General features: G+C 44.4%; 19 protein-coding genes and 2 tRNA genes. 15 read left to right on the forward strand and 6 right to left on the reverse strand.

Annotated features, from left to right (window positions below; genetic code table 11):
- Positions 1-181: 181 nt before the first annotated feature.
- Positions 182-1,183: a 16S rRNA (cytosine(1402)-N(4))-methyltransferase RsmH gene (gene rsmH, locus CXF61_RS13260; protein WP_227526710.1), complete on the reverse strand. Its 1,002-nt coding sequence runs from the start codon at positions 1,181-1,183 to the stop codon at positions 182-184.
- Positions 1,184-1,580: 397 nt separating this feature from the next.
- Between rsmH and gltX the strand changes: the two genes are divergently transcribed.
- From gltX to CXF61_RS13290, 6 genes are all read left to right on the forward strand, one after another.
- Complete coding sequence (gene gltX, locus CXF61_RS13265) at positions 1,581-3,107, forward strand: glutamate--tRNA ligase (protein WP_165598559.1); 1,527 nt, start codon at positions 1,581-1,583, stop codon at positions 3,105-3,107.
- 211 nt (positions 3,108-3,318) lie between these two features.
- Complete coding sequence (locus tag CXF61_RS13270; RefSeq protein WP_165598560.1) at positions 3,319-3,837, forward strand: hypothetical protein; 519 nt, start codon at positions 3,319-3,321, stop codon at positions 3,835-3,837.
- A 116-nt stretch (positions 3,838-3,953) separates the two neighbouring features.
- A complete protein-coding gene (locus CXF61_RS13275; RefSeq protein WP_165598561.1) occupies positions 3,954-4,319 on the forward strand; it encodes a hypothetical protein in 366 nt (121 codons plus the stop codon).
- 122 nt (positions 4,320-4,441) lie between these two features.
- Positions 4,442-4,517, forward strand: a tRNA-Ala gene (locus CXF61_RS13280).
- A 148-nt stretch (positions 4,518-4,665) separates the two neighbouring features.
- Positions 4,666-4,741: transfer RNA gene (locus CXF61_RS13285), tRNA-Glu, on the forward strand.
- A 292-nt stretch (positions 4,742-5,033) separates the two neighbouring features.
- Positions 5,034-5,687: a LysE family translocator gene (locus CXF61_RS13290; RefSeq protein WP_165598562.1), complete on the forward strand. Its 654-nt coding sequence runs from the start codon at positions 5,034-5,036 to the stop codon at positions 5,685-5,687.
- A gap of 99 nt (positions 5,688-5,786) precedes the next feature.
- On the opposite strand, the gene CXF61_RS13295 is transcribed toward CXF61_RS13290, so the two are convergent.
- Positions 5,787-8,624 (reverse strand): aconitate hydratase, encoded by a 2,838-nt coding sequence (locus CXF61_RS13295; RefSeq protein WP_165598563.1) that lies wholly within the window; start codon positions 8,622-8,624, stop codon positions 5,787-5,789.
- 296 nt (positions 8,625-8,920) lie between these two features.
- Positions 8,921-9,991, reverse strand: coding sequence for a DUF3025 domain-containing protein (locus tag CXF61_RS13300; protein WP_165598564.1), 1,071 nt, complete (start codon positions 9,989-9,991; stop codon positions 8,921-8,923).
- 126 nt (positions 9,992-10,117) lie between these two features.
- Between CXF61_RS13300 and CXF61_RS13305 the strand changes: the two genes are divergently transcribed.
- Together CXF61_RS13305 and CXF61_RS13310 are read left to right on the forward strand one after the other, a co-directional pair.
- Positions 10,118-10,834: a metal-dependent hydrolase gene (locus CXF61_RS13305; protein WP_160021473.1), complete on the forward strand. Its 717-nt coding sequence runs from the start codon at positions 10,118-10,120 to the stop codon at positions 10,832-10,834.
- Between the two features lie 59 nt (positions 10,835-10,893).
- A complete protein-coding gene (locus CXF61_RS13310) occupies positions 10,894-11,460 on the forward strand; it encodes a YchJ family protein (RefSeq protein ID WP_165598565.1) in 567 nt (188 codons plus the stop codon).
- 24 nt (positions 11,461-11,484) lie between these two features.
- Here the strand turns inward: CXF61_RS13310 and CXF61_RS13315 are convergent, their stop codons facing one another.
- The 3 genes from CXF61_RS13315 to CXF61_RS13325 all read right to left on the reverse strand — a co-directional run bounded on the left by CXF61_RS13315 (position 11,485) and on the right by CXF61_RS13325 (position 13,971).
- Entirely contained in the window at positions 11,485-12,405 is a 921-nt protein-coding gene (locus CXF61_RS13315; protein WP_057762068.1) for a class II glutamine amidotransferase, read from the reverse strand.
- The gene (locus CXF61_RS13320) at positions 12,406-12,735 is read right to left on the reverse strand and encodes a hypothetical protein (RefSeq protein ID WP_227526709.1); all 330 of its coding nucleotides are present in this window, start codon (positions 12,733-12,735) and stop codon (positions 12,406-12,408) included.
- A gap of 72 nt (positions 12,736-12,807) precedes the next feature.
- Positions 12,808-13,971, reverse strand: coding sequence for a homoserine kinase (locus CXF61_RS13325; RefSeq protein WP_165598566.1), 1,164 nt, complete (start codon positions 13,969-13,971; stop codon positions 12,808-12,810).
- Between the two features lie 185 nt (positions 13,972-14,156).
- Between CXF61_RS13325 and hisF the strand changes: the two genes are divergently transcribed.
- From hisF to glmS, 7 genes are all read left to right on the forward strand, one after another.
- Positions 14,157-14,939, forward strand: a complete 783-nt coding sequence (gene hisF, locus CXF61_RS13330) for an imidazole glycerol phosphate synthase subunit HisF (protein ID WP_165598567.1) — start codon at positions 14,157-14,159, stop codon at positions 14,937-14,939.
- 185 nt (positions 14,940-15,124) lie between these two features.
- Entirely contained in the window at positions 15,125-15,643 is a 519-nt protein-coding gene (gene ribE, locus CXF61_RS13335; RefSeq protein WP_057762077.1) for a 6,7-dimethyl-8-ribityllumazine synthase, read from the forward strand.
- 216 nt (positions 15,644-15,859) lie between these two features.
- Complete coding sequence (nusB, locus tag CXF61_RS13340) at positions 15,860-16,702, forward strand: transcription antitermination factor NusB (RefSeq protein WP_165598568.1); 843 nt, start codon at positions 15,860-15,862, stop codon at positions 16,700-16,702.
- A gap of 38 nt (positions 16,703-16,740) precedes the next feature.
- On the forward strand, positions 16,741-17,772 hold the full coding sequence (thiL, locus tag CXF61_RS13345; protein WP_165598569.1) for a thiamine-phosphate kinase: 1,032 nt from the start codon (positions 16,741-16,743) through the stop codon (positions 17,770-17,772).
- Positions 17,773-17,775: 3 nt separating this feature from the next.
- Positions 17,776-18,357, forward strand: coding sequence for a phosphatidylglycerophosphatase A family protein (locus tag CXF61_RS13350; RefSeq protein ID WP_165598570.1), 582 nt, complete (start codon positions 17,776-17,778; stop codon positions 18,355-18,357).
- Between the two features lie 206 nt (positions 18,358-18,563).
- Entirely contained in the window at positions 18,564-19,940 is a 1,377-nt protein-coding gene (gene glmU, locus CXF61_RS13355; RefSeq protein ID WP_165598571.1) for a bifunctional UDP-N-acetylglucosamine diphosphorylase/glucosamine-1-phosphate N-acetyltransferase GlmU, read from the forward strand.
- Positions 19,941-20,136: 196 nt separating this feature from the next.
- Complete coding sequence (glmS, locus tag CXF61_RS13360; RefSeq protein ID WP_165598572.1) at positions 20,137-21,981, forward strand: glutamine--fructose-6-phosphate transaminase (isomerizing); 1,845 nt, start codon at positions 20,137-20,139, stop codon at positions 21,979-21,981.
- Positions 21,982-22,132: the final 151 nt, after the last annotated feature.

Genomic DNA, 22,132 nt, shown 5'->3' on the forward strand with positions numbered 1-22,132 from the left:
CATATAAATCCGTGCAACTATCATGCAGATAAAAACCAACTGCTGAGCCTAACAGACAATATTTACAGATTTTTAACAGTGGCGTAGCCATTAGGACATTTGCGCATCATTTAGACAAACATTAGCAATCTTTGACAACTCACCAATCTTATTCGACTATGACTTGTGGCATCATGTTGTTCTATGATTTTGTTGTCTGCTCATAAGCTGTGTCGGTGCGAGTTGCCATACGCAACCATGCACTGCGCGCACGCGGGTTTTGACTCGTCTCAGCTTTGCTTGGGCCAACACGTTTTGGCTTGCTAAAATAGCGCGGACGATTCGGCGGCATTGGCAGGCTTTCGTCTTCTGGATATTGCCCTTTGCTATGTCGCTGCAAAAACTGCTTGATACGGCGATCTTCTAATGAGTGAAAGCTAATGACCGCAAGCTGCCCACCTGATTTTAAGATAGGAATGCTTTGCGCTAAAAAGTCGTCGACATCGCCCAGCTCATTATTAATGAAAATACGCATGGCCTGAAAGCTTTGCGTGGCTGGATGTTTGCCGCGCTGCCAATTGGGATGCGCCTCTTTGATTACCTCTGCCAGCTCAAGCGTAGACTCGTAGCTGTCCATTTGCTTGATAGCGCGCGCAATACGGCGACTATGACGCTCCTCACCAAACTCATAAAGCACATTGGCTAAGGTTTCGTCGTCAACCTGCTCAAGCCACTGGGCAACTGACTGGCCACGACTGGTATCCATGCGCATGTCCACTGCCCCATCGCGTATAAAGCTAAAGCCGCGACTACCGTCATCAATCTGCGGTGATGAAATGCCCAAATCCGCCATTAAGCCATCAACTTCACTGATGCCCATAGCAGCCAGACTGTCGGTCAACGTCGCAAAACTATCGTGAACCACACGCACACGGCTGTCTTTGCTTGCCAGCTCTTGAGCCACGCTAATGGCTGTTGGATCTTTGTCAAAGACAATCAGTTTTGCATCATCGGCGAGTTGACTTAATAGCAGTCGGCTATGGCCACCACGGCCAAAAGTTGCATCAACGTAGATACCACTTATATTTAAGCTATTTTGGTCACCTTCTGTTTGCTTGGGCAAGGATTTTACGCCGAGCACCGCAGCGACAGTCTCTTGCAGCAGCACCGCATCATGGACAAAACTTAATTCATCAGACGTGATATCGCCCTCATGACGGGCGTGAGTAACATCCAGATCGACATCTTGCGTAGACGCATCCTTTATAACAGAAGGATTGGACACTGATTCAGAGAGATCAGCGGCGGCAGAAGGACTGGCTTTCGATTTTGGCTTAGACTTTGATAGGGACACAAACAACTCAATAGATGACGACCATACTGGCCAGTAATTAGATGAAAATAAACAAGTTATGACTTGCTTAGCATTATTATCGCAAGGATACACCTGTAGTCAAGCACTAGAAGGGCTTTTCATTAAAAATATCACATGTCTCTGTTATACTAGCGCTATATTTTACGCTATTTCTTAACATCGACTTCATATCTTTCATCGCTATTTATACTAATAGCTTATATCGATAGCAAACTTTGAGACTTTTATCATGCAAACCTCTACTGACAGCACGCGCCCTGTACGTACGCGTATCGCCCCATCACCAACTGGCTTTCCTCACGTAGGTACTGCCTATATTGCCCTGTTTAACTTAGCCTTTGCCAAAGCTCACGGCGGCGAATTCATCTTACGTATCGAAGACACTGATCAGACTCGCTCGACTGAGCAATCAGAACAAATGATTTTGGACGCCTTACGCTGGGTTGGTCTAGATTGGAGCGAGGGCCCAGATATTGGCGGCCCACACGCCCCTTATCGTCAGAGCGAGCGTAGCGATATCTACAAAAAACACGCCGAGATACTCATAGAAAAAGACCATGCGTTCCGCTGTTTCTGTACCAGTGAAGAGTTAGATGCTATGCGCGCTGAACAAATGGCCAATGGCGAGACCCCTCGTTATGATGGTCGCTGTGCTCATCTTGCTCCAGAAAAAACCGAGCAATTGGTAAGCGAGGGCAAGCCGCACGTGATTCGTATGCGTGTACCGACCGAAGGCACTTGTCAGGTACAAGACATGCTACGCGGCACCGTTGAGATTCCTTGGACGCAGGTCGATATGCAAGTGCTTCTCAAAACTGACGGCATGCCAACGTATCATTTAGCCAACGTTGTCGATGACCACTTGATGGATATCAGCCATGTACTACGTGGTGAGGAATGGCTGAACTCTGCGCCTAAGCATCAGTTGCTTTATGAATATTTTGGTTGGGAGATGCCAGTACTTTGCCACATGCCATTACTGCGTAACCCTGATAAGTCAAAACTGTCTAAGCGTAAAAATCCAACCTCTATTACCTACTATCGTGATGCGGGCGTGCTACCTGAAGCGTTGCTCAACTATCTCGGGCGTATGGGCTACTCAATGCCAAATGATGCTGAGCAGTTTACCTTAGAAGAAATGATTGCTAGCTTTGATATTCAGCGTGTGTCGCTTGGCGGCCCTATCTTTGATATCGAAAAACTTAACTGGCTAAACGCAGAATGGCTACGTGCGCTTACCCCTGAAGAGCTAAAGAACAAAATCCTCGAATGGGCAAGTAATAGTGATAAATTGACGGCTATCGCAGCAGCGATTCAGCCACGTATCGAATTGCTATCTGATGCGGTGAATTGGAGTGGCTTCTACTTCCAAAACTTGCCTGATATTAATGCCGAAAGCTTTACCCATAAATCATTGACACCTGAGCAAATCATCGAGATGCTACAGTTGTCATTATGGCAGTTAGAAGTCTTGCCAACGTGGTCAGAAGAAAATATCTACGCCACGCTAAAAGGTCTGGCTGCTCACCTCGATATTAAGATGCGTGACTTTATGGCACCGTTCTTTATCGCTATCGCTGGTAGCACCTCATCGACACCCGTCATGAACTCTATGGCGATTATCGGTGCTGATATGACGTTGACGCGCTTGCGTCATGCGGTTGATGTACTAGGCGGCTTGGGTAAAAAGAAGCTTAAAAAACTAGAGAAACAAGCGGCAGAACTGCCAGATTTCTTAGCTGCTGCTGAATAGTACTGCTGGAGCTTTCATTATTAAAAATCACCTAAACTCCTACTCGTCGAAACATTCTTGAAAGAAGTTTATTCTGTAAATTAAGATTAATTAGCGTGGGTTTTGCAATAGCAAAATTCACGCTTTTTCTTATCAAAAATTTGAGTTTCTCAATAAAACTAAAATGTTGTAGACTCTTACCTAAGCCTTACATATTTTAATTCATTTGGAGATGAAAAATTTGAAAATTACAAAGCTGTTAATATCATTATTTCTAGGCAGTATGATTTCAACACAAAGTTATGCCACAGAAATCGAAGACTTTATGTCATGGGCACAGCTAGGTAATGGATCAGCATGGATTAAGTACACTAGTAACTATGGCGCTGAAGCTAAATTTTTTGAAGCTGAAATAAGTCATTCGAAGTCAGGAGGTCAAAGGCTTTATTTTAGCGATTATCATGCTGCAGATATTAATAGCTGCAAATACACAACTACTATACCTGACAGCACAACAATGATATTCAATGGACAAGCAGTTAAAATGTCACGTTGGTGCCAAAAATTTAGAGATTCTAGCAGTTACTATTTTAGTCTAACTCCTCAAACAGAACGTGGTCATAATTATGTTGTCAATCTATTCAAAATAGCTACCTCACCTATTGAGATTCAGTTTAATAATGAAAAAACATACTTTCCTGTAATAGGCTTTACTAAAGCATGGAATAGTGCCGGTGGTAATGCTATCTAATAGTCTATTTCGAATAGTATGTTTGTAAAACTCACAAGTTCTAGATAAGAACCTATAAAATAGATGGGCTGTATATTTTATAACTCACTAAACCTTCTTATGAACTGGAAACAAACATGGCCGCCAAAACCGTCACAATAGAAAGCAAAGACTATGTCTTTAACACGCTAAAAGAAGCCCAAAAATATTATGATGCCATCGTAAAGGAGCTGTTTGATGCAACTTTGACCCTAACCAAGGGACAAGACTTCGAAGATTTAAAATGGATATACAGTACTTACTGTGGTTACACCAAACATAATCTAGATAAATTGGGCAAATACGACATCATCGGCGTCAAAGGTATCAGAACGATCCGCGAAAAAAGTGGTCAATATATGCCAACTGAATGCTGTGCGATTATTTTTTCTGATGGTAGCGAAGAAGAGTTTTATACCGATAAAGCCATCAAAGAGATCGCACTTAAGCAAAATCCACGCTAATTTGGGCGTGTTGAGCCTTTAAAATAGGCTAAAACGCTTTTTTTTGCATATTTATGAATTATTTTTAAAATAGTTGTTGACAAGACTGCCGCTCTTACATAAAATACGCACACTCTTAGCGAGGGGCTATAGCTCAGTTGGTAGAGCACTTGCATGGCATGCAAGGGGTCAACGGTTCGACTCCGTTTAGCTCCACCATACTTATTTATAGCAACGCTCAGTATTACTGAAACGTAATAATAAATACTCGCTAGTAGGACAATATCAGCACCTAGGCAACGCTTATTTAATAAGCTATCTGATATTGTGAAGTACCGTTGTAACCACTGGTTATAACACTCTATGCGTCCCCATCGTCTAGAGGCCTAGGACACCGCCCTTTCACGGCGGTAACGGGGGTTCGAATCCCCCTGGGGACGCCACTATTCGGCGTCACTTATTAGCACTTTTGCTTAGCATCAGGTTAGACTAATAAGCGAACAATAAAAAAGCCCAGTCATCATCCGGTGACTGGGCTTTTTTATGTCTGTCGTTTCTTGAAATCCTCTATTCTATTGTCGTTAGCTTATTATTAATAGCTGCTAGCTTACTGTTGATAGCACTATTGCCAACCTATCTAATACTCGTTAATATCGATCTGACAGACGTATTGATAAAATGCAACCCCATACTAGAAATGATGGGGCTTGGCGTGATTAAAGGGAAGTGATTGCAATGTTTGGTATCGAGAATTATCTAGGGTTTATCTTGGCGGCTATTTTATTAAACCTAACACCAGGTACAGATAGCATGTACATCATCACCCGTAGTATTTCACAGGGGCAAACAGCAGGGTTTTATTCTGTTCTTGGCATTACTTCGGGTATTTTGGTACATACATTATTGGCGGCGCTAGGGTTGTCCGTATTGCTTGCCAATTCCCCTACGGCGTTTATGATCGTCAAATATATCGGTGCGGCTTACTTGTGCTATTTGGGTCTAAAAATGCTACTGAGCAAAAACTCGAGCTCGATAGCAAACAATTTATCCAAAGATCAGAACGTGACTAGCCGAAAGGCTGTAGATGGTTGGCAAATATATAAGCAAGGTGTGTTGATCAATACTTTTAATCCAAAAGTCGCTTTATTTTTCTTGGCGTTCTTCCCGCAGTTTATCGACGCTAGTTATGCTTATGGCATGCTGTCATTTTTGATGTTAGGGCTGACTTTTGCCACCACAGGCTTTATATGGTGCTTGAGTTTGGCGCTGCTGGCGTCAAAGTTCAGCAAAAAACTAAGAGAGAATCCAAAAATTGAATCCATGATGAATAAAATAAGTGGTGTCGTATTTATGGGGCTAGGAATTAAGCTGTTGACTGAGAAGGGTTAAAGAGTAGAGTAACAAGAGAAAAAACGTCTTCCATAAAAAAGCCCAATCCCCTGCAAAGTAGGGGATTGGGCTTTTTGTCATATAAAGCTTAACTAACTACTAGCCTGCTTCTTTGCTCTCAGCAGCCAATTGACGTAGTACATAGTGCAATACGCCGCCATGACGCACATATTCGCGCTCTTTTGGCGTTTGTAGACCAACATTTACCTCAAAGGTTTCTGCCGAACCATCAGCACGTGTAGCCGTAACCGTGGCTGTTTTACTCTCACCATTATCTAGACCTGTGATGCTCAGCACTTCAGAACCATCTAGTTTGTAGGTTTCTGCATTTTGACCATCTTTAAACGTCAATGGCAGCACACCCATACCGACTAGGTTTGAACGGTGAATACGTTCAAACGAGCTGGTTAAAACTGCTTTTACGCCTAGCAGGATGGTACCTTTAGCTGCCCAATCACGGCTCGAACCAGAACCATACTCTGCCCCGCCCAATACCACTAACGGACGCTTATCTTCTTTATACTTTATCGCTGCGTTATAGATAGGCATTTCTTCGCCATCTTGTAGCGTAGCGCTGTCATCTTTGAAGTAATAAGTATAGCCACCTTCTTTACCGCCCATCATCGTGTTTTTGATACGGATGTTGGCAAAGGTACCACGAGTCATGACTGCATCATTACCACGGCGTGAACCATAGCTATTGAAGTCCGCTTCCATCACACCGCGCTCTTGCAAGTACTTACCTGCTGGTGAGTCTGGATCGATATTACCTGCTGGCGAAATATGATCGGTGGTGATTGAATCACCGAACAGACCTAGGATACGCGCGCCTTCGATATCAGGGATACCTTCTGGCTCCATGGTCATACCATCAAAGAACGGTGGGTTTTTGATGTACGTTGACCCTTCATCCCATGGATACAATTGGCTATCCGCTGAACTAATTGCGTTCCACGCTGCACTACCGTCAAATACTTCGCCGTAGTTTTTGCGGAACATATCAGCATCGATATTGTTGGCAATTAACTCGTTAATTTCTTCTGAAGTTGGCCAGATGTCTTTTAGGAATACATCGTTGCCATCTTGGTCTTGGCCTAGTGGATGAGTAGTCAGATCGATATCGACTGTACCTGCTAGCGCATAAGCAACGACCAACGGTGGTGATGCTAAATAACTGGCTTTGACATGCGAGTGAATACGACCTTCAAAGTTACGGTTACCAGACAGTACAGCCGCCGCGACTAAGTCGTTTTCTTCAATGCCTTTTTCGATCTCTTCTGACAATGGCCCTGAGTTACCGATACACGTGGTACACCCATAACCGACTAGATAGAAGCCTGTTTTTTCTAGCTCATCCATCAGATGGGTTTTTTCTAAATAGTCGGTGACTACTTTAGAACCCGGTGCGAGCGATGTCTTCACCCATGGCTTGGCTTTTAAGCCTTTGGCAGCCGCTTTTTTGGCCACTAGACCTGCACCAATCATTACCGCTGGATTGGAAGTATTGGTACAAGAAGTAATGGCGGCAATAACTACCGACCCGTCTCGTAACTTGTGCTGCTTATCATCGATGCTAACATTTGAGAAGATATTGTTTGCTGGCGCATAACTTGCATTGTCATCACTGATATCAACTTCGATATTCGGTTCAGCCGCTAAGTGTTCAGCTTGCTCTTGCTCGCCGCCTTCTTGATCAAAGCGTACTTTGCCTTCTACTTCTGACTTGCGATCTTTGGTCATCTTTTCTAGCGTTTCACCAAACTTCTCATGCATATCAGACAAATTGATACGCTGCTGTGGCAAGTTCGGACCAGCAAGTGCTGGCTGTACTGACGATAGATCTAGTTCTAGCTTGCTCGAATAAGTCGCCGCAGGTGTATCGGCATCGTGCCATAAGCCTTGCGCCTTAGCATATTTTTCAACCAGCTCAATCTGTTCTTCGTCACGGCCTGATAGACGCAAGTAATCAATCGCCATTTGGTCAATTGGGAAAATACCACAAGTCGCACCGTACTCTGGTGACATATTGGCGATAGTGGCACGATCCGCTAGCGGCATACTATGTAAGCCTTCGCCATAAAACTCGACGAACTTACCGACCACACCATGTGCGCGCAACATCTCAACCACACGTAATACCAAATCGGTCGCCGTGACGCCTTCGGTTAGCTTGCCTTTTAGCTCAAAGCCAACTACTTGTGGAATCAGCATCGATGACGGTTGACCCAGCATCGCGGCTTCAGCTTCAATACCGCCCACACCCCAACCAAGCACGCCAATACCATTAATCATCGTAGTATGGCTATCTGTACCAAATACTGTATCTGGATAAGCTGTCAGCTCGCCATCGACGTCTGCTGCCATCACAACACGGGCTAAATACTCAAGGTTGACCTGATGCACGATACCTGTCGCTGGTGGTACGACAACGAAGTTTTCAAAGGCTTGCTTGCCCCAATGCAAAAACTCATAGCGCTCATTGTTACGCTTAAATTCAATCTTTTCGTTCAAATCTAGCGCATCTTCGCGGCCATAAGCATCGACCTGTACAGAGTGATCGACGACCAGCTCACTAGGGATAAACGGATTGATCTGCTCAGCCTTTCCACCAAGCTCGACAACTGCATCACGCATCGCCGCCAAATCAACTACCGAAGGTACACCAGTGAAATCTTGCAATACCACACGAGCTGGCATAAAGGCGATTTCTTTTGACGCCTCAGCCCCTGCATCCCAGTTGGCAACCGCTTCGATATGGTTTTTACCAACTGACTGGCCGCCGTCCTCGTTACGCAATAGGTTTTCTAATACCACTTTCATGCAAAATGGTAGTGTCTTGATATGCTCATAAGTTTCGGTCAGCTTTGGCAGGCTGTAGTAGGCATGTTCCTTGCCAGCAACCGAAAGGGTGTCTTTTACATCAAAAATATCACTCATGATAGCTTCCTTATCGTTGTTATAAATCCTGGACATAAATTATTATAAGTTTATGTATGACTGGTGGCTCAATAAATGATTGATCTGTCTTGAATCAATATCGCAGTTTCGCAAAACTTTCTGATATGAGTCAGTGTTAACAAAAGAGATAATCATATCTGTAGTGATTAACAGAAACTCCCTTTTACCATAACAAACATACAAGGCTTTGTTAACGTCTGGACGTTGTCGAATCGTGGCACAATCGTAAACGTAACAACGGTTTAGCGAGCTATTCTTAAGCCATCCCTTTCTATTTATTTTTTGTCTTTTTTACGTCGTCCATTGCGGAACACGTAGCGGTCTTCATAAAAGCCAGTATTTACATTTTCTGCCCAAAAGTGCGGCACTCCCAAAATCGGTAAAGGCGCAAGCTGGCGCGGCTTGACGTCATCGTTGGATAATAATGTGTCCATGTATTTGGAAACCTTGTCATCCAAATAGCGCATACGTTCAGCTAAGGATAAGGTAAAGAATTCTTGTGCAACGTGAATGACAATGCTGTGAGCGCATAGAGGTTTGCGTGGGTGTACCAACTGCTCAAGCAGGGCATGGCCAAAGATATAGACTGCGGCTTGAGCGCTGTTATCAGGCTGGGTTGGGTTGTCCCATTTAGCACGTGGTTTCACCAAACTTGCCTGCCAGTCAAAATCAACTAATGCCTTACCGATACTAGCATCAGAAGTCACTAGCACTGCGCCATTCTCATCAAAGACAGTGATAGTGTCGCGAACACGCCCTCGACGCTCACTAATACCCTGCTTTGCGATTTCTAGCATATGGTAGTAATTAAGCACAGCTTTGGTCTTCGGAAAGGTCAGCCAAATACTGCCATTAAACAAATCATGCAAGTTATCACGCGTCGGGATGTTGCCAGTTGTGCCGATGAAATGTTCATAAGCCTCCCCTTCAGGCAATACATTTTGAGAAACGAACTGTAGCGTCTGAGATTTGTGGTCATGAGTAGGTTTGGTATGCGGTAACGGCTGCTCTAAGTGATCAGCTTGTTGTACCATCGCCGTTTTTAAGACTTTGGCAACCGTGTCAGGCGTATTGATGTCAGAAGCATTTATATCGTGCTCATAAATACTTTTCACATTATCAAAACTTTCTGAATCACCCAAATTATCCAAGCTATTTCTCTGTGATTTCGAACGACTAAGGTATTCAATCGTGTTGCTGATATAACTCAATTGAGTAATATGTGACAGCCACGGCGCTTGCCAATCAATCTCAGCAAAGCTGTTATCAAGCTTACCTTCTACTACCGGCAGCTGCTTAGTATGAGTATCAGAGTTAAGTGTGGCGGGTAAATCATTGGCAGGCATAGAAGCTCTCTCTTACGGGCTATTTCTATTAGACGTATGGACGGTCTATGGTATCATGGTGCGCTTTTTTACTGCTAGATACGCCGCTCGAAAGGACTTTTTGAGCGCTATGGATGAATGAGTTTTATGGCAAATTTTAATACCCACTTAAATGTCGCATTTATGGTCAGCGGCACACTGAGTTTGACGGTTTATAAAGCTGGATTGATTGATGATTCAGGATTTCTGGTGTGCGTGGCGCTTGGTACTATCGGTGGGTTGCTGCCAGACTTGGATTCTGATAATTCAACACCGATTAAGCTCGGTTTTAATATCACCTCGTTCATATTTGCCTTTGGGCTGGTCATGCATTGGCGTAGTGATTTGAGCTTACTGGCATTGATAATATTGTGGCTAGCAGGCTACGGTTTTATGCGCTACGTCGTTTTTCATATTTTTACTACTATGACGGTGCATCGCGGCGTCATCCACTCTGTACCGTATATGGCAATACTGGGATTGGGTCTGACCTGTTTAAGCTATTATGGCTTGCACCTACCGCTGACAACCAGTTGGTTTTATGGTCTGTTTTTATTTGGTGGCGCGATGGTACATTTGTCATTGGACGAGCTGTATAGCGTTAATTTGTCCAATATGAAAATGAAACGCTCATCGGGCACGGCAATGAAGTTTTATCAGCCAAAAGATAAATGGTGGTATTTGCTCTTATATACTATCCTTGCGCTACTGGTATATGCCGCCCCACCTTTTGAGATGTTTTGGTCACGACTAAGTGATCCTTCAGCATGGGCGCAGCTCAAAGTCGGCATATTGCCAGAATTAATAAAAAGCATGCTGCAATAAAGTTATCATAAGACCACTGAGCCTAAACGAATAAGCCCAAACAAAAATTAGAGTAAAACATGCAATCTTACCCAAGTACTTGCCCTTGCCAAATCAATCCAACAGCAGAGACGACAGACGCTCCCCTATCCTACCAAGACTGCTGCCAGCCATATCATGATGCGTTTTATAATGAAGAAGTAGATGGTTCAAAAGTGGAAACAGCCGAACGGCTTATGCGTACGCGCTATAGTGCCTTTGCATTGGTGAAACCAGAGTATATCGTCAAGACCACAGTGCCCGCTCAGCAAGCATTACTTGATGTTGCAGCGATTGAAGGTTGGGCAAAAGAGACAGATTGGGCAGGACTAGAGATTGTAGCGCACAAGCCAAAGCTGGGTAAACGTCATGCACAGGTTGAGTTTAAGGCTTATTTTAAAAGTTCTGAGAAAACAACAAGTAGTTTAGCAGTAAAAGTACAAGCGCATCATGAGCTGTCCACCTTCGTAAAGGTAAAAGGCAAAGCTAATCAAGATGCACGTTGGTACTTCTTAGATCCGACGGTTGCGATGACTGTCAGCCAAAAGCAACCGTGTATTTGTGGATCTGGTGAGAAGTTTAAGCGGTGTTGTGGAAGTTATATTTAAACAACGTTAGATATCCATTGACCGCTAAACACTCGCTCCAACAGCTCGTGCAATCGCAATGCCTTCGTCCACTGTTAAAAACTTGCGCTGGCTTGGGCTGTCTTTATAAATGACATCACCGTCTTGAAAAATTAAGCACTCATTGACGGCCAACTGTTGCCATTTTTCATTTTCAGTCAACGGTACGGTCACTAAGATAGTGACTTTATCTGTGTCTGTGGTCACATCACCAAAGTTAATCGCCATATCATCATCAGCGAGTTTGGCTTCACCAAATGGCGCTTTGCGCGTGAGATAAAACAGTAAACTACCTGCATAAGCCAGTTGCCACCTGCCATTCGATATTAAGCAATTAAATAACCCATTGGCAGATAGATAACGACATTGCGTGGTCAAAAAATTAAACAGTGTTTTGTCATCAGGACGCGACTTAAAGCTACTCTTTAGACGATTGACCAAATAGCAAAATGCCATTTCAGAATCAGTTGAACCAACGGGCTGACAGTGTGAGGCATTGCCGTTGTCTTGTAGGCGCTGACAGCGTTTGATAAATTCGCTATTCATCTGCCCATTGTGCGCAAACACCCACTGCTCGCCCCAAACTTCACGGACGAATGGATGGGTATTTGCCAAACAGTTCTGCCCTTGAGTCGCTTTACGAATATGCGCGATGACATTCATGGCTTTGATTGGGTAGTTATTGACCAAGTCAGCGACTGGCGACAGATGGCTTGGACGATTGTCATGAAACAAACGCAGACCCGTTGAGTCATTTGCCGTCTCATCGTTGGTTTTGTCGTTATTACTGCATTCGCTGCGCTCAAAAAAGGCAATACCAAAGCCATCTTCATGACTGTCCGTCATCCCGCCGCGCTTGCGAAATCCTGCAAAGCTAAAGCCAATATCCGTTGGGGTATTACAGTTCATTCCTAAGAGTTGACACATTTAATCATTACCGCCGTTATTATCGTCTATTATCGAGTTACCTTGAGTAGCATTGCTTTGAGCGGCAGATAGCGCATCAAAGTCAGCATCACTCATCTCATCCAGTAAGGCGGCACCATCAGTTGGGATGGTATCCAAAATGCGCTGAGCTTCTGCCAGATCGGTACTTTCTACCCAAAGAACGATACCCGAGTTCATACCTGGGATAGCGCTTAGCGGTTGCAAGGACACGGTAATGCCGTTATTACGTAGTAGGTTGGCGTGCAGTTCACCTTGCATATTGGTATCGTAGCGCGCCAGTTTGTGCCAGTTATCAACTTGATCGGTCATGGGGTCGCCTCTAAGGTTTCGGTACTAAAATTAGTACTAGCATTGGTACTAGAATAAATGAATAGGCAATGCTTACGATAATTGATCGAGCCTATATTCTTTGATTGCGAACTCACTACTATTTAATGTTTCCTGCGCTTGTTCGGCTTGGGTGATACTGCTAAACACGCCGACTATTTGATTGTCTGGTTTGCTTAATAGTACAAATACGGTATTTTGCGACTTTTCAACATGCGCCCAATGGTAAGCAGCCAAACGTTTCATCAAGTCAGGGTTTTTGACCATGATGTTATCACCCGTACGACCTTCAGTACGGTTGTAGTGAATCACATTTAGGCGTAATAACCAGAAAATCACTGCCGCTTTTGCCAGCATAACAGGTAGTGCACGGTTTTCATCGTTATTTAACGGGCGTATCGATTCATAACCTTGTAAGAACGCCGCCATTTTACTGCGGTCAAAGTTAACGGATTCGCCTTGTTCTGCAACGCCCCACGTGGTACAAAAATCATTTATGGTAATGGCAATATCCATCACATAGTGCTCGACACTGACTTCAGTAAAATCCAACAGGCCCGTCAAACGCGCTTCGCCTTTTTGTAGATTCCATAAGGTATTGTCGGCAAACATATCTAAATGGCACAGACCTTTTGGCAAAGTTGCCAGTGGTAATTCTGAATAAGAGCGCCAGATATCGCTCATCAGCTTGGCTTCGTCACCTGGCATAAACTGCATTTCACGGTCGCGCACATCTGCCCATGGGTACAGAGGCACGCCATACTGCTCACTTGGTTGTAGTGCTTGTAGCGTTTCATGCAGCATCGCTAATGCCGCGCCAATATCATGACACATTGCTTGCGTGGTTTGATCTGGATGTGAGCCCGCTAAGCATGGCACTAGCGTAATCGCTTTGTCTTCATAATGGATGACATAGCGCTTATCGTCGCTATCCGTTTGCGAACCATTTGATTCAATAACGGCTAGCGGCGCGGCGACTGGTAGCTTGCCATTTAATTGATTAAGAATAACGGCCATTTTTTCGATATCAGCAGGCGGACGCTCTTCAAATAAAGTGAATACGTAAGAGTATGTACCATCTACATCGTCAGTCGTTTGAATAAACCAGTTTGAGTTTTTAATGCCTTGAGTGATCGGTATCGCGCGGGCAAACGACACGCCAAAGCTTTGGCAAAAGGCGGCAAACTGATCATCGGTTAACTGGGTATAGACGGACATGACATCTCACTTTTGGCAATTGAATAACAAGTTAAATAGAATAGATTTATGCAGTAATGACAGCAATTGTACCGCGCATGATAAAACTATGGTGAAAAGCGTAATAATCTTGCGAAAACCTGCCTGAAATAGCAGTGATTTTGCTAGACTAGCGCCTATGAATTGATTATAAGGTGAAAGACCCTATGTTAGCAAAGCGTATCATTCCTTGCTTGGACGTTGACAATGGCCGCGTGGTCAAAGGCGTGCAATTTGTCGATATAAAAGACGCAGGCGATCCTGTCGAAGTAGCCAAACGCTATAACGAACAGGGCGCTGATGAGATTACTTTTTTGGATATTACTGCGACCAATGATGAGCGCGATACCACTTATCATACTGTTGAACGCATGGCAGCAACGGTATTCGTTCCGCTAACTGTTGGGGGCGGTGTTCGAAAAATTGCTGATATCCGCAATTTGCTCAATGCTGGCGCGGATAAAGTGGCGATTAACTCAGCAGCCGTATTTACGCCGGAGTTCGTTGGTGAAGCCGCGCAGAAATTTGGTAACCAATGTATCGTCGTTGCTATCGATGCCAAACGCGTTGCTGATATCAACGTCGATGGTATTGTCGTGCCACGTTGGGAGATTTTCACCCATGGTGGCCGTAAGCCAACAGGTATCGATGCCGTTGCTTGGGCGAGCAAAATGGCAGAGCTGGGCGCTGGTGAATTACTGGTCACCTCGATGGACGGTGACGGTACCAAAAAAGGCTACGACTTGGCGCTCATGCAGCAAATTACGAGCCGCGTTAATGTACCAGTTATCGCTTCAGGCGGCGTCGGTAACCTGCAACATTTAGCAGAAGGCGTACTAGAAGGCGGCGTAGATGCCGTACTTGCCGCCAGTATTTTTCACTTCGGTGAGTACACGGTACTGGAGGCCAAAAAATATATGGCAGCGCAAGGAATACAGATGCGTCTTTAGCACGCTCGTAATATACAAATAAAACCTAAAAAAATGCTATCATAGCGCTAACCATTTATTTTCGTTCAATTAACTGGGGCAACGCCAAAACAATAGGCGACCGAGTCGATTGAACGCATCAGACTATTTAGCTATTTATTGACGCCTATATTTCAATTGAACGCTTATTAAGCAAAGGATTTTTTATGTCGAATTTACAACAGCAGCGCAACGACGTGACTCATATAGATGGTAACCTACATCAAAACGCTGATGCTCGCATTGGTATCGTTGTTGGTCGTTTTAACGGTTTTGTCGTTGAGTCATTGGTTGATGGTGCAATCGATGCCCTACTCCGTCATGGTGTATTGGGTAGCAACATTACTGTTATTCGTGTACCTGGCGCATTTGAGCTACCACTTGTGGCCCAACGTGCTGCTGAATCAGATCGTTTTGACGCGATTGTGGCACTGGGTGCAATCATCCGTGGCAGCACGCCGCATTTTGATATTGTAGCTAGCGAGTCGGCCAAAGGTTTGAGCGCTGTGGCAATGGATTATAATATCCCTGTTGCTAACGGTATCATCACTACTGATAGCATCGAGCAAGCCATTGAGCGCTCTGGTACTAAAGCGGGCAACAAAGGCTCTGAAGCTGCGATGGTTGTACTAGAAATGATCGCTGTTTTGTCACAGCTAGATATTGATGATATCGATGAAGCGTAAGCTTTAAAGCTCAAATTTATTAGTTTAACTGGTGCTGCTATTTAGTAATAACAGCACCTCATAGCACTAGCCAGCTATCAAAACAATTGGCTACTTTTTGAATTTTCGCCGTATTTCTATACCCTTTAAAAATTTAAATAAGCATAGCTAAAAAGCTACTTTGTTAATTTATATTTTGACTGGGTATCATCTCAAAAATTTAGGTACAGACCCCCTATGACTGACCAACTCAAGCGCGCTATTAGCGCTGCGAAAACCGCACAAGCCAATGATGGACAAGCTGAAGCTACCCGTATAGCGAGCAGTAGTGCGGGTGATCAAACATTCGATATGAGTGAGTCTTCTTACAAGACCAGTCACACTGCTATCCGTAAGGCACGTCGCTTTGCGATGCAAGGCCTATACGAATGGCTCGTCACTGATCGCCGCTTTGATGTAGATGGTAAGCTTGGCTGGAAAGCCAATGCTCCGCACGATATTGCTGCTCGCACGCGTGCAACCAATGCTATGCATACCGTCCATATCGGTTATTATCATGAAATGATGCGCGACATCCCAGAGCAGATTGAAGCACTCGATGCGCTTATCAGTCAGCATCTCGATCGTGAGGTTGATAAGTTAGATACGGTTGAGCACGCTATATTGTTGATTGGCGCGTATGAGCTGCAGAACCGTGTAGAGATTCCTTATAAAGTCGTGCTCGATGAAGCGATGAAGCTAAATAATCATTTTGGGGCGACTGACGCTCACAAACTGATTAATGCGGTACTGGATAAAATGGCTGGTGAGCTGCGTGCTTTAGAGGTACAAGCAGATACCAATGCCAATCTACGTACGTCACAAAAAGCGGCGGCTAAACAGTCTGAAGCAAATCCAGTAGATAGCAACGAAACTGCTGATGAAACAGAAAGCACGATCGTCGATGAGCCGACTGCATCAAACAAGCCGCGTATCAGTGCTAACAAAGCCAACGTTAAACGCAGTAGTGCTAGTAAAGCCAGTGCAAATATCAGTGACTTTAAGGCGAGCAAGAAAAACGCTAACGATACCAAAGACTAAGACTAAGACTAAGACTAAGACTAAGACTAAGACTAACCATGAACGAGTTTGAGCTGATTGAGCGTATATTCTCACAGATGCAGGCCACGCATGCGCCATTAACTGGTATCGAAAAAGGTATCGGAGACGATGCAGCTGTGATGGCATTGCCAGCAGGATCACGCTTGGTTAGCTGTATTGATACACTGGTTCAAGGTCGTCACTTTCATGCTGATTGGCAAAGAGTCGACGAATTAGCATTTGCCATTGGCTATAAAGCCGTGGCTGTTAATGTCTCAGACATTGCAGCTATGGGTGCGACGCCGCATAGCATTATGCTAGCACTGGCATTACCTGAACGTTTGGCAAAACACGAATGGCTTACTGAGTTTGCCAAAGGGCTGTTTCATGCGTGCCAGCTGTTTGGCGTAACGCTGATAGGTGGTGATACCACGCGCAGTGAGCGTTTAGTACTCAGTATCAGTGCTCAGGGATTGCTGTCCGCAGATACACCTGCCATTTACCGCTCAGGTGCGCAAGTGGGTGATAAGGTTTATGTTTCAGGCACCCTTGGTGATGCCGCTTTCGCCTTACAGCATCCTGACAGCGCACAAGGTATTGAGTTGGCGCATCGTCTACATATGCCAACGCCGCGTATTGCACTAGGTGCAGCATTGGCAAAGATGGGTGCAACAGCGATGATAGACATCTCCGACGGTCTTTATCAAGATCTTGGTCATATCTGTCAGCAAAGCTCTGTAGGTATGCGCATCCACTTAGACAAGCTACCGAGTAGCGAGTCATTATCTACTGTCGATTTGTCTGATCGTTTGTTAGGTCAGCTAGCGGGCGGCGATGACTATGAATTGGCATTTACTTTGCCTGCACATATCAAACCGCCTATAGGCAACACGTCTGTTACTTGTATCGGTGAGGTAACTGCACTATCAGATCCTATAACGACAGATACCAAGTCTTCTGATAACTCACGTCTTGAACTGTTTTATCAAAATCAGCCAGTGACGCCAACTCAGCCCGCACCGTTTTTAACGTGGCCCAATCTTACTGGTTACCAACACTTTACAGGCTAATCCATGACTGATCACGACTTATCTAAGCCTGACATCCGTAAAGCAAATGACTGCCCACCCTTACCGGTCGGTGCCAGTATGCTTGACCGTGTGGTTTATTGGCTTGGGCTAGGTTTAGGTAGTGGTCTGCCGCGCCGTGCACCTGGCACTTGGGGTACTGTTGGTGGGTTAATCATTGCCATACCATTGTTGAGTTTGGGCTTTGTACCTTTTCTCATTTTGACAATTCTATCTTGTATTTTGGGCGTTTGGATTTGCGGACGCACTGCTGAGCTAATGCAAGGTCACGACGATCCGCATATCGTTTGGGATGAGTGGGCTGGTATTTGGATTACCCTACTACCCTTGTCTTATATGGGGATTGCTGACGATAACTTTTGGCAAAATGTGCCTCAAGAGCTTTCTATTTTCGCCATTGTTTTCGCTTTTATCTTATTTCGATTTTTTGATATCGTTAAGCCGCCACCGATTGGATGGGCTGATAAAAGGGTTGCTGGTGGGTTAGGCATTATGCTTGATGACATCATCGCCGGTATCATGGCAGCAGTAGTATGGGTAGCGGTTATGTTTGGCGTGCTGTTATAAGCTACCCTAACTACCACGATACTGAGCTAACTACTCTACAACCGCTAATCCCAGCAACGTTATCAATTTGAACGCTACTCTTCTGCATAGATGATTGATTTATTGTCAGCAGGTTGCATTACAAAGCCTGCACATCACAGTGTTTTTCTAACTGAACATTTGCGCTATAATCCAATATTATATTTTGTTACATTTGCGAGCCTATTATGACGTCTCCTCTTTCTGTAATTATTTTAGCTGCCGGTAAAGGCACACGTATGCAATCGGCAAAGCCAAAGGTATTGCAGACATTGGCTGGGAAGTCTTTATTAGGCCATGTACTAGATACGTGCCATCAGCTCACTGTTGATGAAACCATCATTGTTCATGGCTTTGGTGGCGATCAAGTAAAGTCAGAAATTACCAATCAATATACACAAGCATCAATTACTTGGGTTGCTCAAACTGAGCAATTGGGAACTGGCCATGCGGTCAAGGTGACACTGTCTGATTTACCCAAGTCAGGACAAAGTCTCATTCTTTACGGTGATGTGCCATTGGTCAGCTGTGAGACGCTAACGGCATTAAAAACTGCCAATACTAATGGTATGTCGATGCTGACGTTGACTGTCGATAATCCATTTGGATTGGGTCGTATTAAACGCGACCAAGCAGGTAATATTGAAGCTATCGTTGAACAAAAAGATGCCGATGCTGAAGAGCAAAGTATTAAAGAAATTAACAGCGGTATCTACTGCGTCGATAATGCATTACTGCACAAATATTTGCCTGAGCTTTCTAACGACAATGCACAGCAAGAATATTATCTGACGGATATCGTCAAAATGGCTGTTGCCGATGGTATTACTATCGCGGCAATTGAGCCTGAGCATACGTTTGAAATTGAAGGGGTTAATAATCGTCAACAGCTTGCTAGTCTAGAACGCACTTGGCAACGTAAGCTAGTTGCTGACTTACAAGAAGCTGGCGTACAGTTTGCCGACCCTACTCGTGTCGATATCCGTGGTACGTTAACCGCTGGTCAAGATGTGTTTATTGACGTCAATGTGGTATTTGAAGGTGAATGTACCTTAGGTGACAACGTCTATATCGAAGCGGGCTGTGTTATCAAAAATACCAAGATTGGTAATGCCTGCTACATCAAACCGTATTGCGTGATCGATCGTGCCGATATCGGTGCTGGTGTTGATATCGGGCCTTTTGCGCATTTGCGTCCTGATACCGTACTATCTGATAACAGCAAAGTTGGTAATTTTGTCGAAATTAAGAAATCGACTATTGGTCAAGGCAGTAAAGTAAATCACTTAAGCTACGTCGGCGATGCGACTGTCGGTACAGGCGTGAATATCGGTGCTGGTGTCATTACTTGTAACTATGACGGTGCTAATAAGTCGCAAACCATCATTGAAGACAATGCGTTTATCGGCTCTAATGCTAGCTTAGTCGCGCCAATAACGATTGGCGATACTGCTACCGTTGCTGCTGGTTCTGTGGTTACCAAAGATGTTGATAACAATGCTTTGGCCTTTGGCCGTGCGCGTCAGGTGCAAAAAAATGATTTTCAGCGTCCGACGAAGAAGTAGCCAGCTCGTTGCTAGTGTGATCAATGACCATCACTCTTGAGCAACCCTAAGCAGTACTTCAATCTTTGTGGTACTGCTTTATCGTATTTATAAACTGATATGCCAATTGATGATCAGAGTAATGGATCAGTCGCTAGTCTTTTTATTTTATACCCCACTATATTGAACTACTAAAATTTAAATCTAAGGAATAGCCATGTGTGGAATTGTAGGCGCCGTTGCTGAGCGAAATATCGCTAATATCTTACTTGAAGGCCTAAAGCGTTTAGAATATCGTGGCTATGACTCAGCTGGCCTGACGGTTATTCGTGATGGTGAACTACACCGTGAGCGTCAAGTAGGTAAAGTACAGGCACTGGTTGATGCCGTCGCTATCAATCCAGAGTTTTTTAATGGTCATATCGGTATTGCTCATACGCGCTGGGCAACTCATGGTGAGCCGGCACAGCGTAATGCACATCCACACGTGTCAGGCAAGATTGCGGTCGTTCATAACGGTATAGTCGAAAACTATGCTGAACTAAAAGAAGAGCTAATAGCCAAAGGTTACGTGTTTACTTCACAGACAGATACTGAAGTTGTAGCGCATCTAATTCATGATATCTACAAAAAAACGCCTGACTTGTTAGAAGCAGTACGCACCATCATTCCGTTACTGCATGGTGCTTTTGCATTGGGTATCGTCCACGTAGACTGCCCTGATGAGCTTATTACTGTACGTCTAGGCTCACCTTTGGTTATCGGTGTTGGTATCGGTGAGAATTTTATCGCATCAGATCAGTTGGCGTTGCTGCCAGTGACTAACCGCTTTATGTATCTAGAAGAAGGCGATATCGCCAAATTAACTCGCAATAGCATTCAAGTTTATGCAGATGGTATTGAAGTCCAACGTCAGATACATGAAATTGATGCAACCCAGCACAATGCCGATAAAGGCGAGTTCAAGCATTATATGCTCAAAGAAATTTACGAGCAGCCAGATGCTGTCGCTCGTACGATCGAGATGGCTTTGGATAATGGCGAAACGACTAAACTACGCGACGATTTTTTACAGCGTCATGAGACACTGTTGTCAGGTATTCGTCATGTACAAGTGATTGCTTGTGGTACCAGTTATCATGCCGGTATGGTCGCAAAATACTGGTTTGAGAGCCTTATCCGTATACCTTGTTCTGTCGAGGTTGCCAGCGAATTCCGCTATCGCAATCCTGTCGTCGTCGATAACACTTTGGTCATCTGTATCTCTCAATCTGGTGAAACGGCTGACACCTTATCAGCGTTACGTGATATCCAGAAGCAAACACCAGCAGGCTTAGTCAGCTTGGCACTATGTAATGTACCGACTTCATCGCTGGTACGTGAAACAGACATCTTCTTGCCAACGTTAGCAGGGCCTGAGATTGGCGTCGCCTCTACCAAAGCATTTACCACTCAACTTGTGGCATTGATATTGTTAATATTAAAAGTTGGTGTCACGCAGAAGCGTATGACTGACGAACACTTAAATACGTTATTAAGTGAGTTGCATCAATTACCAGGACAACTCTACGCTAGCTTAAACCTTGATGCTCCTATCAAGACCATGAGTGAAAGCTTTGAAGATAAGAAAAGCTGTCTATTTTTAGGTCGCGGACTACAGTTCCCGATTGCGCTAGAAGGCGCGTTAAAGCTAAAAGAAATTTCTTACATTCATGCCGAAGGTTATGCGGCAGGCGAGCTCAAACACGGTCCATTAGCATTGGTCGATAAAGATATGCCAATTGTGGTATTAGCACCTAAAGACAGTATGTTTGATAAATTAAAAGCCAACATGCAAGAAGTGCATGCGCGTCATGGCGAGCTATTTGTGTTCGCTAGCGAAGCCAGTCAAATGGTCGCTGAAGATAGACTGCACTTAGTATATGTACCTGATGTTTGCGAGACGCTTGCCCCTATCGTCTACAGCGTACCTGTGCAGCTGTTGTCATACCATGTAGCAGTAATGCGTGGCACAGACGTCGACCAGCCACGCAATTTGGCAAAATCAGTCACGGTAGAATAAGAAAAACTACTCTACGCTAATCTGAAAAAGGCCAGTATTTACCCCTGCTATTGTAAACTCAGTAGCAGGGGGTTTTTTATAATTTTAAAATGATCTACTAGCAGTTTAGAAAAAAGTAGTAATAGTTGTCTGAGCGAAAATCAAATAAAGA

The sequence above is a fragment of the Psychrobacter sp. 4Dc genome, from assembly GCF_002836715.1.
Classification (GTDB): Bacteria; Pseudomonadota; Gammaproteobacteria; order Pseudomonadales; family Moraxellaceae; genus Psychrobacter.